Source organism: Tahibacter sp. (genome assembly GCF_035481375.1).
Lineage (GTDB): Bacteria > Pseudomonadota > Gammaproteobacteria > Xanthomonadales > Rhodanobacteraceae > Tahibacter.
The window spans coordinates 21,817-34,089 of sequence record NZ_DATIGT010000017.1 but is presented as its reverse complement, the minus strand read 5'-3'; the positions used below and the strand labels follow the sequence as shown (position 1 = coordinate 34,089).

Annotated in this window: 12 protein-coding genes; 8 read left to right on the top strand and 4 right to left on the bottom strand. The window is 68.8% G+C overall.

The window, feature by feature from the left end; genetic code table 11:
• The 6 genes from alc to VLF18_RS00950 all read left to right on the top strand — a co-directional run.
• Positions 1–754 (top strand): allantoicase (alc, locus tag VLF18_RS00975; RefSeq protein WP_325277744.1); only part of this gene is annotated, 754 nt, incomplete at its 5' end.
• Positions 751–1,251: an ureidoglycolate lyase gene (locus tag VLF18_RS00970; RefSeq protein ID WP_325277743.1), complete on the top strand. Its 501-nt coding sequence runs from the start codon at positions 751–753 to the stop codon at positions 1,249–1,251. The genes alc and VLF18_RS00970, both read left to right, overlap by 4 nt.
• Positions 1,252–1,525: 274 nt before the next feature.
• Positions 1,526–1,951 (top strand): hypothetical protein, encoded by a 426-nt coding sequence (locus VLF18_RS00965; protein ID WP_325277742.1) that lies wholly within the window; start codon positions 1,526–1,528, stop codon positions 1,949–1,951.
• A 207-nt stretch (positions 1,952–2,158) separates the two neighbouring features.
• Positions 2,159–2,662: a cupin domain-containing protein gene (locus VLF18_RS00960; RefSeq protein WP_325277741.1), complete on the top strand. Its 504-nt coding sequence runs from the start codon at positions 2,159–2,161 to the stop codon at positions 2,660–2,662.
• Positions 2,663–2,820: 158 nt separating this feature from the next.
• Positions 2,821–4,473 (top strand): glycerophosphodiester phosphodiesterase, encoded by a 1,653-nt coding sequence (locus tag VLF18_RS00955; RefSeq protein WP_325277740.1) that lies wholly within the window; start codon positions 2,821–2,823, stop codon positions 4,471–4,473.
• A 164-nt stretch (positions 4,474–4,637) separates the two neighbouring features.
• Positions 4,638–4,781, top strand: a complete 144-nt coding sequence (locus VLF18_RS00950) for a hypothetical protein (RefSeq protein ID WP_325277739.1) — start codon at positions 4,638–4,640, stop codon at positions 4,779–4,781.
• 53 nt (positions 4,782–4,834) lie between these two features.
• Here VLF18_RS00950 and VLF18_RS00945 read toward each other — a convergent pair whose 3' ends face one another.
• The 4 genes from VLF18_RS00945 to VLF18_RS00930 all read right to left on the bottom strand — a co-directional run bounded on the left by VLF18_RS00945 (position 4,835) and on the right by VLF18_RS00930 (position 8,318).
• On the bottom strand, positions 4,835–5,296 hold the full coding sequence (locus VLF18_RS00945) for a hypothetical protein (protein WP_325277738.1): 462 nt from the start codon (positions 5,294–5,296) through the stop codon (positions 4,835–4,837).
• Positions 5,297–5,581: 285 nt separating this feature from the next.
• Entirely contained in the window at positions 5,582–6,811 is a 1,230-nt protein-coding gene (locus VLF18_RS00940) for a urate hydroxylase PuuD (RefSeq protein WP_325277737.1), read from the bottom strand.
• 9 nt (positions 6,812–6,820) lie between these two features.
• Positions 6,821–7,174: a hydroxyisourate hydrolase gene (gene uraH / locus VLF18_RS00935; RefSeq protein ID WP_325277736.1), complete on the bottom strand. Its 354-nt coding sequence runs from the start codon at positions 7,172–7,174 to the stop codon at positions 6,821–6,823.
• A 106-nt stretch (positions 7,175–7,280) separates the two neighbouring features.
• Positions 7,281–8,318 (bottom strand): adenosine deaminase, encoded by a 1,038-nt coding sequence (locus VLF18_RS00930; protein ID WP_325277735.1) that lies wholly within the window; start codon positions 8,316–8,318, stop codon positions 7,281–7,283.
• A gap of 66 nt (positions 8,319–8,384) precedes the next feature.
• On the opposite strand from VLF18_RS00930, the gene VLF18_RS00925 reads away from it, so the two are divergent.
• Both VLF18_RS00925 and xdhB read left to right on the top strand, forming a co-directional pair.
• Complete coding sequence (locus tag VLF18_RS00925; protein WP_325277734.1) at positions 8,385–9,881, top strand: xanthine dehydrogenase small subunit; 1,497 nt, start codon at positions 8,385–8,387, stop codon at positions 9,879–9,881.
• Positions 9,878–12,205, top strand: coding sequence for a xanthine dehydrogenase molybdopterin binding subunit (gene xdhB, locus VLF18_RS00920; protein WP_325277733.1), 2,328 nt, complete (start codon positions 9,878–9,880; stop codon positions 12,203–12,205). The genes VLF18_RS00925 and xdhB overlap by 4 nt, the downstream gene beginning before the upstream one ends.
• Positions 12,206–12,273 lie beyond the last annotated feature (68 nt).

Genomic DNA, 12,273 nt, shown 5'->3' with positions numbered 1-12,273 from the left:
GCCGGGCCGCGTGCACGGCGTCGACCTCGATACGAGCCACTTCACCGGCAACTTTCCGCCGGCCGCGTCGATCGATGCGTGTTATCTGATCGGCAGCGATCCCGATGCGCACACCGAGTGGACGCCGCTGCTGCCGGCCGTGAATCTCGGCGGCAACAGCCATCACTATTTTGCGGTCGCCGACGAGACGCCGTGCACGCATCTGCGCGTGAACCTCTATCCCGACGGCGGCCTCGCGCGGCTGCGCGTCTACGCGGCGCCGCAGTTCGGCGGCGAGCCCGAAGCCGACGGACTCGTCGACCTCGCGAGCGCGCTGAACGGCGCGCAGATCGTTGCGGCGAACAACGAGCATTTCGGGCCGGCGAGCCGGCTGCTGCTGCCGGGCCGCGGCGTGAACATGGGCGACGGCTGGGAAACGCGGCGGCGCCGCGAACCCGGCAACGACTGGTGCATCGTCGCGCTCGCGCTGCCCGGCGTCATCGAAGCGATCGACGTCGATACCGCGCATTTCAAGGGCAACTACCCGGACCGCTGTTCGCTGCAGGGCGCGGCCATCGCCGCCGGCACGCCGCAGTCGCTCGTGACGCAGGCAATGTTCTGGCCGCTGCTGCTGCCCGAGCAGAAACTGCAGATGGACCACGAGCATCATTTCCGCGAGGAGATCGCCGCCCACGCGCCGGTCACGCACGTGCGCTTCAACATCCATCCGGATGGGGGCGTGTCGCGGCTGCGGCTGCGCGGTCGACCCGCATGAGCGCGGACGCGCAGCCGCTCGCGATCGAAGCGCTGACGCGCGAGGCCTTCGCGGAATTCGGCGAGGTCATCGAAGCCGCCGGCGCCGCGCAGTCGTACGCGATCAACAGCGGGACGACGCAGCGCTTCCACGATCTCGCGACGGTCGATACCGGGCGCGAAGACGGCCGTACCATCGTCAGCATCTTTCGCGCGCAGCCGCGCGAGCTTCCGTTCGTCGTGTCGATGCTCGAACGCCATCCGCTCGGCAGCCAGGCCTTCGTGCCGCTGGGCGCGCAACCCTATCTCGTCGTCGTCGCGAGCGATCCGCAGTCCGTGCCGCGCGCCTTCCTCGCGCGTGAAGGCCAGGGCGTCAACTATCGCGCAGGCACCTGGCATCACCCGCTGCTCGCGCTCGAAGCGGTCAGCGATTTCCTCGTCATCGATCGGGCTGGGCCCGGGAACAACTGCGACGAGGCCGAGCTGCCGCGACAGTGGTTGCTTTTGCGGCAAAGTTAGCAATGTGATACGGCGGTTGGCCGACGCTCCCCCGCCCGGGGATCTTCGCTGGCGCAGTCACTTCGGTGTTGGGCTTCGCCTGTGGCTCAACCCAACCTACGCGCTGGGTTCGCTGTCGCGAAACCTGCTCTACACGTGATTTTCATGCCGCTGAACGCGTGACATCAGCCGCGCGTACTCCCACGCGTTTTTCCCTCGGCATTCACGGTCGCGGCGTCAACGTGATCGCGCTGAACACCGTTGGGAAAACCAAGCAATCACGCAGGAGTTCGCCATGAAATTGCCTCGTCTGCTTATTCTCACCGCCGCGGCGCTCGCCTTCGCAGGCGCGGCCGGCGCGCGCGACTATCCGCGCGACCGCGACGACAACCCGCCGGGTCTGCGCGGCGGCCCCGGCACGAACTGGGAAAATCCGCCGGGCTGGCGCGGCGGTCCGGGCACGTCGCCCGATTACCGCGATTTCCGCTACGGCACAAAGCGCTATCGCTTCACGCTGCGCGATGACGGCTTCTATTTCAACGACCGCTACGGCTACTACCACCCGCGCTACGGCCTGTGGAACCAGTCGCGACATTGCTGGAACGACATGGACGACAACCCGCCGGGTCCGCGCGGCGGCCCGGGCACGAACTGGGAAAATCCGCCGGGTCCGCGCGGCGGCCCGGGTGCGAGTCCGGATCGCTTCGGCAGCTGTCGATGACGTGAAGCGTTTGGCCGGCGCATAGGCTGAACCGGAAACTCATCCCATCCTTGCCCCGCTCGTTGGGCGTGAAAGGCCGTCGGAACCGCGCGGTTCCTGGCAGCGGCCTTTCACGCTTTCAAGCGCGTCGACAAATTGTGCGCCCTGCGCTATCTCACGCGCCGCAGGCCGTTTACGCTCGCTCGGACCTCGTTACCGGAAACCGCCATGTCCGAGCACAAGCCCCCACTGCACGACCGCCTGATCCGGAACGTCAACGACATCGCGAAGCAGCGTCGCGTGCGCGAACCGCACTACGACTGCGAGCGCGCGTATCTCGCCGAAGGCACTGCCGCGAAAAAACTCGGTGCGACGATCCAGATCGTCGCACCGGGAAAGCGCGTCTGTCCGTATCACCTGCATCACGCGCAGGAAGAAATGTTCGTGATCCTCGAAGGCAGCGGCACGCTGCGCGTGGCCGGCGAACTGCTGCCGCTGAAAGCCGGCGATGTGGTGTTCATTCCACCGGGCCCGGATTATCCGCACCAGATCCTCAATACCTCGGATGCGCCGCTCAAATACCTCGCGATCAGCACGACTGACGATCCGGAAATCTGCGAATACCCGGACTCCGGCAAGTTCCTCGCCGAAGGCAGCCTGGCCTCGGGCAATGCGTTCGAAGTGATCCAGCGCGGCGGCAGCAGCGTCGACTACTGGGACGGCGAACCCTAGTCAGTGTGGCCAGCCTGAGGCTGGCCGCATCGTCGCAACGCCTCCGCGTGCGATCTGCGTCACACTGCCGAAACGCGTACGCATAGCGTCCACGCGACTTCATCGTCGCGTCATATCGCATCGCTACGGTTCCACAACTTCACGTTGGGAACCCCTGAATGCGCACCTCGACGCTCGCCCGCTGCCTTCTCGCCCTCGCCTGCACCGCCGGCATCGCCTCGCTCCACGCCGCCGAATTTCCGACGCTCGACCGCGCGGCACCGCTCGTCATCGGCCATCGCGGCGCCTCCGGCTATCTGCCCGAGCACACGCTCGAGTCGTATCGCACCGCGATCGCGATGGGCGCGGACTTCATCGAGCCCGATCTCGTCTCGACCAAGGACGGCGTGCTGATCGCGCGGCATGAGCCGGTGCTCGGCGGCACGACGAACGTCGCGAGCCTCGCGAAGTTTGCCGCGCGCAAGCGCAAGGCCAAGATCGACGGCATCGAGTACGACGACTGGTTCGCGAGCGACTTCACGCTGGCCGAGATCAAGGAACTCCGCGCGCGCGAGCGCGTCGCCTCGCGCAACAAGCGCTTCGACAACGCGTTCGAGATCCCGACGTTCCAGGAAGTCATCGACCTCGCGAAGAAGGAATCGGCGCGCACGGGCCGCACGATCGGCATCTACCCGGAAACCAAGCACCCGACCTGGCACCAGCAACAGAACCTGCCGCTCGAACGCAAGCTCGTCGATACGCTGGTTGCCGCGGGCTGGACGCGCAAGACCGATCCGGTCGTGATCCAGTCGTTCGAAGTCGGCAATCTCAAGCAGCTGCGCACGATGACCGCCGTGCGGCTCGTGCAGCTGCTGTCGTGCTACGACAACGACCTGAAGACCGGCAACTGCGTCTATCTGCCCAACGACGTCGACAGCGCGCCGTGGGACTTCATCGCGAGCGGCGACCGCCGCACCTACGCCGACCTGATCACGCCGGCCGGTCTCGCCGAGATCAAGACCTATGCCGACGGCGTCGGTCCGTGGAAGCGCCAGTTCATCGGCGTCAAGGCGATTGCCTTCAATGCCGACGGCAGCCCGCGCGACGTGAACGGCGACGGCAGCGTGAACGAGGCCGACGGCGTCAGCCGCGCGAACAGCAATCTCGTCGCCGACGCGCATGCGGCAGGTCTCGTCGTCCACCCGTATACGATTCGCACCGACTGGCCGTTCGCGCGCGACTACGCCGGGGGCACGGGCCGCGTCGGCGCGGCGACGTCGGAATACCAGCAACTGTTCGCGGCCGGCGTCGACGGCCTGTTCACCGATTTCACGGACGACGCCGTCGCCGCCCGCGCCGCCTATGCGGGCGATGTCGCCTACGTGCTCGAGTACGCGAGCGACGCCGGCGCGATCGACGGCCCGACACGCTACTACCGCACCGCGAGCGGCGAGGACGTCATGCGTCTGGCCAATGCCGCCGGCGCCCGCGTGAGCCGCACCGACGACGTGTTCAAGGCCTGGACGCGCGCAACGGCGCGCGCCGACCTGCGGCCGGTCTGCCGGTACTACGATCCGTCGACCGTGCGTCATGTCTACAGCATCGATCCGGCGCGCTGCTCGGCGTTCGCCGCGCAGCTGCCGCTCGTCAGCGAAGGCGTCGCGTTCCACGCCGTGCCGGCGACGAACGGCACCTGCCCCGCCGGCACGACGCCGATCACGCAATGGATCACGACGGTCAACGGCGTCGCCTATGAGCGCTACAGCGCCGACACGCGCGTGTCAGCCTCGCCGTATGCCTCGGCGACCGTCGCGTTCTGCGGCGCGCCGTAAACGACGCAGGCAACAGGCCCGGCGTCACGCCGGGCCTGTTGCCTGCCTGGTGATCTACGCCGCCTTTGCCAGATCGCGCATGGCGACGAGCAGTGCGGCTCAGAGCGCCGCGAACACGCCGTCGAGCACGACGCCCAGCCCGTGATCGCGGCACCGAGCGCACCATGGATGAATTCGACGTAGCGCACCGCATCGGCGCCGAACGTTTCGGACTGCGGAAGCGTGCCCCCCTCTCCGCTGTGCGCTGCGCGGACGAATCGGTGCCGCCCGACGGCGAATGTTCCTGGAGCACCGGTGCGCGCCGTTGAAATTCATCGCACGAAGGTTTCGTGCGCGTGATCCTGACCGAGAGCCGCAGCCGCTAGCCGGAACGCCGCGAGATGGCTCGCGGGCCGCGTCGCAACCCTCGCATGGCCACGAGCGGCGCGGCGTAAAGCACGGCAAACACGCCGTCGAGCACGACGTTCTGCCAGAAGCCGAACCACAGCGAGACGATCACGTCGGGTACGAACCATGCGAAGAGCGAGGCCGCAATCGCGAGCCAGCCTTCGCGCGTGCCGCGGCGGAACGGTCCGAGTGCGACTGCCGCGAGCACGACGCCCCAGCCCGTGATCGCCGCGCCGAGCGCGCCGTGGATGAATTCGACGTAGCGCACGGCATCGGCGCCGAAGGCCTCGAATTGCGAAGGCGTCGAATAGAACAGCAGCGAGAAACCCTGCCGCGTCAGCCCCGGCGCGAGCATCAGGAACAGCCCGAACGCGACGGTGAGCACGGTCACGCCGAACAGCCAGCGCCACCAGAAGTTCAAGCGGGGATCGGACATGGTGCACTCCGCGGCGATGTGGAAAACGGGCCGATAGTGACCGCGTCGGCGATCCTCGGCAAGGCCACGCAGGGCGCAATAAGCGCAGCGCATTGCGCCAAGCCCGTCCAATCCCCACCGCTCCGATCGTCGGCTCGACACGAGCTCCGTCCCCCCGCAACAACCCAACCCCATCGAGCCCATCCTCCGGCATCGTTGCCCCGGGATTTCGAAGCGTCGGCATCTCGTCTTGCGCCGACAATCACGGCGGCGGGGGCTGGTCGGGCTTGGCGCAATGCGCTGCGCTTATTGCGCCCTACGTTGAAGCCATCGCGAGACGAGTTCGCGTTCGGCGTCGCTCATCTGCGTGAGGTTGCCCGGCGGCATCACGCGCAGCACGCTGACCTGGCGTTCGATGACGGCCGCACGCGACTCGATCTGCTGCGGTGTGTCGAAGGTGATGCCCTTGGGTGCAACCCCCATCAGCGTCGGCGTCGCGGAATGGCATTGCGCGCAGTGGCGCGTCAGCAGCACCTGTATCGCCTGCGTGTCGGGCGGAGGGACGGCCGCGGCAACGGTCGCGGTGGCCGTGACGGTGCCGGCGCTCGCGCTTGCCACCGGCGGCGCGACCGGCACGCGTGGCAGCGGCCGGATCCAGGCGAACACGGCCAGCAGCACGAATCCGCCCGCGCCGAGCAGCCACCACGCGCGGCCGCCGCTGTGCCAGAGCACGAAGAACTGCCGGATCAGCGCGCCGGCGGCCATGAACGCCGCGAGCACGAGCCACGCATCGGCATGCGCATAGGCCGTCGCATAGTGCGTGCTCAGCATCGCGAACACGACCGGCAAGGTGAAATAGGTGTTGTGCACCGAGCGCTGCTTGCCGCGGCGTCCGGGTTCCGGATCGGGCGCCTCGCCGCGCTGCAGCGCCGCGATGATCCTCTCCTGGCCCGGGATGATCACGAAGAACACGTTCGCCGACATGATCGTGCCGAGCACCGCGCCGGTCAGCAGGAACGCGGCGCGGCCGGCGAAGACGTGCGTCGTCGCGTAGCAGAGCAGCAGCACGAGCCCGGCGACCGCGGCGCCGAGCATGTCGTCGCGATCATGGAACAGGCGGCACAGACCGTCGTAGCAGAGCCAGCCGAGCACCAGGAACGCGAGCGCCAGCAGCACGGCCTGATTCGGCGTCCACACGGCGACCGCGGGATCGACGAGCCAGACCTGCGGCGAGAACAGATAGACGACGCTCAGCAGCGCGAAGCCCGACATCCACGTCGTATACGATTTCCATTTGGACCAATGCACGTCCGCCGGCAGCTCCCGCGGCGCCGGCAGGTATTTCTGCTTGCGGTAGAAGCCGCCGCCGTGGACCGACCAGGATTCGCCGCAGAGATTCGGCTCGGCATCCTTCGGCGGCGCCAGGCCGCGATCGAGCGCGACGAAGTAGAACGACTCGCCGATCCAGGCGATGGCCGCGACGACATGCAGCCAGCGCAGCAGGAACGTGACGCACTCGATGACGTAATCGCCCACGCGTCGCCCTCAGGAACCGCGGTACGTGCTGTAGGCATACGGCGAGGCGAGCAGCGGCACGTGACAGTGCGAGCTCGGGTCGGCGATGCCGACGCGCAGCGTGACGACGTCGATGAAGCGCGGCTGCGGCAGCGCGATGCCCTGCGCGGCGAAGTAGTCGCCGATGCGGAAATCGAGTTCGTAGACGCCGGCCTGGAATTTGTAGTCGGCCAGCAGCGGCGCGTCGCAGCGGCCGTCGGCGTTCGTCGTCGCGCGGACGAGCAGCAGCCGTGCGCCGACGGCGATGCCGTAGAGCTCGATCGCGACGCCGGCCGCGGGCTTGCCGGTCGCGGTATCCAGAACGTGCGTAGTCAGTTTTCCCATGCGTGATTCCTCCCGTTGGCGTTGACGCGGTGCGACGACTGCCGCCGGCCGCGCAGGCGTGTGCGGCCGGTTCCTCCCCGAGTACGCAGGCGCGCCGCGCTTCCCGTCACGCGGCGATGCCGAAATCGCGGCAGCAGGCGTCGAGCGCGGCGCGGTAGCGCGCCTTGTCGGCGTCGCTCGCGAAGCTCGCCTCGAAGCTGTTGCGCGCGAGGGTCGCGATCTCCGCGCCGCTGAGGTCGAGCGCGTCGAGCGTCTCGACGAAATTCTGGTTGATGTAGCCGCCGAAATAGGCCGGATCGTCGGAATTCACGGTCGCGACGAGCCCGCGGTTCAGGAGATCGCGCAGGTTGTGCTCGCGCAGATCCTTGAACACGCAGAGCTTGATGTTGGACAGCGGGCAGACGGTCAGCGGAATGCGTTCGCGCACGAGGCGCGCGACGAGTTCCGGGTCGCGCAGCGCCTGCACGCCGTGGTCGACGCGCTCGACGGCGAGGCGGTCGAGCGCATCGCGGATGTACTGCGGCGGGCCTTCCTCGCCGGCATGCGCGACCGCGCGCAGGCCCAGCGCGCGCGCCGCGGCGAACACGCGCTCGAATTTTTCGGGCGGATGGCCGACTTCGCTGGAATCGAGGCCCACCCCGATGAATTTGTCGCGATGCGGCCTGGCCATGTCCAGCGTCGCGAACGCGGCCTCTTCGCTCAGATGCCGCAGGAAGCAGAGGATCAGCTCGGCGCGGATGCCGAGTTCGTCCTGCGCCCTGACGCAGGCGCGATGCAGCCCGTCGATGACCGCGGCGATCGGCACGCCGCGGTCGGTATGCGTCTGCGGATCGAAGAACAGCTCGGCATGGACGACGTTGTCGGCATTCGCGCGCTCGAAATAGGCCCAGGCCATGTCGAAGAAATCCCGCTCGTGCAGCAGCACGCTCGCGCCGGCGTAGTAGATGTCGAGGAAGCTCTGCAGGTTCGTGAACGCGTACGCCGCACGCAGCGATTCGACGTCGGGATATGGCAGGGTCACGCCGTTGCGCGCGGCCAGCGCGAAGATCAGCTCGGGTTCGAGCGAACCTTCGATATGGATGTGCAGTTCCGCCTTCGGCATGGCGCGAGCGAACGCGCGCAGGTTCTGACGATCGGGATTCACGGCGGCTCCGTTGGCGCGTGGCGTGCGTGGCGCCGCAGTCTGCACCATCGCCGCAGGCGCGCAAAGATGGGCCTGCCGCCTGCAGCGCACCACCGTGCCAAGCCGCGCGCGCCGCGCTACTCTCTGGCGATGACGAAACCCTGTACGTTTCAGCTGAACCGCCGGCCCGTCGACCTGGCCGGCAGCGACCCGACCGAATCCCTGCTGCGCTGGCTCCGGCGCCAGCAACTGGCCGGCACCAAGGAAGGCTGTGCCGACGGCGACTGCGGCGCCTGCACCGTCGCGCTGCTGCAGGCCGACGCCGACGGCACGACACGAATGACCGCGGTGAACAGCTGCCTGCTGCCGCTCGGCGCCCTGCCCGGCCGCGAAGTCCTGACCGTCGAAGCGCTGCGCGGGCCCGGCGGATCGCTGCACCCGGTGCAGCAGGCGCTCGTCGACTGCGCCGGCTCGCAGTGCGGCTATTGCACGCCGGGCTTCGTCATGAGCCTGTTCGCCGGCTACTACGGCGGCGACCTCGGCGACGCCGCGATCGAAGGCAATCTCTGCCGCTGCACCGGCTACCGGCCGATCCGCGACGCCGCGGCAGCGCTTGCGCGCCAGCCGGTCGTCGACGATGCGTTCGCCGCGCGCCTGCGCGAGCCGGTGACGACGCCCGCGGGCGAGCTCGCCGGCTATCACAGCCCGACGACGATCGCCGACGCGATCGCGCTGAAGCAGCAGGTTCCGCAGGCCGTCTGGATCGGCGGCGCGACCGATCTCGGCGTCGAACTCAGTCACGGCCGGCGCGTCGCGACCGCGTTCATCGCGCTCGACCGGATCGCCGAACTGCAGGCGCTGGATATCGCCGACGACGCCGTGCGCATCGGCGCCGGCCTGCCGCTGAGCCAGCTCGAAACGCGGCTCGCCGGCGTGTTTCCGGCACTCGACCAGATGCTGCCGTGGTTCGCCGCGCGTCAGGTGCGCAATCGCGCGACGTTCGGCGGCAACCTCGGCACGGCCTCGCCGATCGGCGACCTGCTGCCGGTGCTGCTCGCGCTCGATGCCACCGTGCACCTGCACGGCCCGGCCGGTGGACGCGACATCGCGATCACCGACTATTTCCACGACTACCGCAAGACCGCGCGCCAGCCCGACGAACTCGTCGTCGCGGTGACGGTGCCGCGCACCGCGACGGCTCCGGCGCAGACGCACCTGAGCGCGTCCTACAAGGTCGCCAAGCGCCAGACCGACGACATCAGCATCGTCGCGGCCGTGTTCGATCTCGTGCTCGATGCGGCGCATCGCGTCGAACGCGCGCGCCTGGCCTATGGCGGCGTCGCCGCAACCCCGCGGCGCGCCGTGAATGTCGAGGCGTACCTGCTCGGGCGCCGGCTCGACGCGGACACCGTGAACGCCGCGCAGGATCTGCTGCGCGACGCGTTCACGCCGCTCGACGATCACCGCGCCGGCGCCGACTATCGCCGCGCGCTCTGCGCCGGCCTGTTCGCAAAATTCGTCGCGACTCACCTGCCCGGAGCGGCGAAATCCGACGCGACCCGCGCGCCGGGAGCGGCCGCATGAAACCGCGCACGCACGAAAGCGCCGAAGGCCACGTCTGCGGCACCGCGATCTACACCGACGAGCAGCATCCGCCGCAGGGGCTGCTGAGCCTCTGGCCGGTGCAGTCGCCGCATGCGCACGCACGGATCCTGCGCATCGACGCGGGCGACGCGGCGCGCATGCCCGGCGTCGTGCGCGTGCTCACGGCCGCCGACGTGCCCGGCGAAAACGACACCGGCCCGATCTTGCACGACGAGCCGCTGATCGCCACGGACACCGTGCGTTTCCACGGCCAGGCCGTCGCCTGGGTCGTCGCCGCCGACGAAGCGCAGGCGCGCGCCGCCGCGGCCTGCGTGCAGGTCGACTACGCGCCGCTGGCGCCATGCCTGTCGATCGCCGACGCGATCGCGCGCGAGCAGTTCCATCTGCCGCCGGCGCGCGTCGCGCGCGGCGACGCGGCGACCGCGCTCGACCTCGCGCCGCATCGCGTCTGCGGCGAAGTCACGATCGGCGGGCAGGACCATTTCTATCTCGAGACCCAGGCGAGCTGGGTGCAGCTCGACGCCGACGGTCTGATCCAGATCACCTCGTCGACGCAGCATCCGACCGAGACCCAGATCATCGTCGCGCGCGTGCTCGGCATCGCGTCCAACCGCGTGGTCTGCCGCTGCCTGCGCATGGGCGGCGGCTTCGGCGGCAAGGAAACCCAGGCCAATCCGTCGGCCGCGATCGCCGCACTCGCGGCCTGGACCACCGGCCGCCCCGTGCGCATCAAGCTGTCGCGCCAGCTCGACATGCAGATGACCGGCAAGCGCCATCCGTTCTTCGCGCGCTACGAAGCGGGCTTCGACGACGACGGCGTGCTGCATGCGCTGCGAGTGGCGCTCTACGCCGACGGCGGCTGGAGCTGCGACCTGTCGCCGCCGGTGCTGATGCGCGCGATGGTCCATGTGGACAATGCCTATTTCTGCCCGCACGTCGAGATCGTCGGCCGCATCGCGAAGACGAATCTCGCCTCGAACACGGCGTTTCGCGGCTTCGGCGGGCCGCAGGGCATGCTGGTCGGCGAAGACATCCTCGCGCGCATCGCGGCCGAACTGAATCTGCCGGCCGAGCGCGTGCGCGAGCGGAACTTCTATCGCGACGACGGCGACGGCGCGCGCAACGAGACGCCTTACGGCCAGCCCGTCGTCGACAACCACCTGCCGGAACTCTGGGCCCGGCTCAAGCGCGACAGCGACTTCGATGCGCGCCGCCGCGCGATCGCGCAGTTCAACGCGGCGCATCGCGACGTCAAGCGCGGCATCGCGATCACGCCGGTGAAGTTCGGCATCTCGTTCAACAAGACCGAATACAACCAGGCCGGCGCACTCGTCCACATCTACACCGACGGCAGCATCCAGCTCAATCACGGCGGCACCGAGATGGGCCAGGGCCTGCACACGAAGATGCTCGCGGTCGCGAGCCGCGTGCTCGGCGTCGACGCGGGCACGATCCACGTGATGCCGACGAGCACCGACAAGGTGCCGAACACCTCGGCGACGGCGGCCAGCAGCGGCTCCGACCTCAACGGCCAGGCGGTGAAGGCCGCCTGCGAAACGCTGCGCGACCGTCTCGTGCCCGTGGCTGCGAGCATGCTCGGCTGTGCGCCGGAACACGTACGCTTCGCCGACGGCTGCGTCAGCGCTACCGATGCCCAGGGCGGGCTCGCGTTCGCCGAGGTCGTGCATGCCGCCTACAACGCGCGCATCAGCCTGTCGGCAACCGGCTACTACCGCACGCCGGGACTCAGCTGGGATCCGAAGCAGGGCCGCGGCCATCCGTTCTACTACTTCGCGTTCGGCGCGGCCGTCAGCGAAGTGGAAGTCTGCGGTTTTACCGGCGTGCACACGCTGCGCCGCGTCGACCTGCTGCACGACGTCGGCGACTCGCTGGCCGAACTCATCGACCGCGGCCAGATCGAAGGCGGCTTCGTCCAGGGCATGGGCTGGCTGACCTGCGAGGAACTGCGCTGGAACGACAAAGGCCGGCTGCTGACCGACGCGCCGAGCACCTACAAGATCCCGACGCTCGGCGAAGTGCCGCACGATTTCCGCGTGAGCCTGTTCCGCCGCTCGCGCGCGCCGAGCACGAACGTGATCTTCCACAGCAAGGGCGTCGGCGAACCGCCGCTGATGCTCGCGCTGAGCGTGCGCGAGGCGCTGCGCGAGGCGATCGGCGCCTTCGCGACGACGCCGCGTCCGGTCGTGCTGACATCGCCGGCCACACCCGAAGCCGTGTTCGTGGCGATCGAACGCGCGCGCGCGGTCGAACCCCTCGCCGTGGCTGAAGCGCTCGATGTCTGAGGGATCACGTAGGTCCGCGGTGAGCCCGAAGGGCGAATCCCCGCATCGAGGTGGCCGCATTGGGCGTG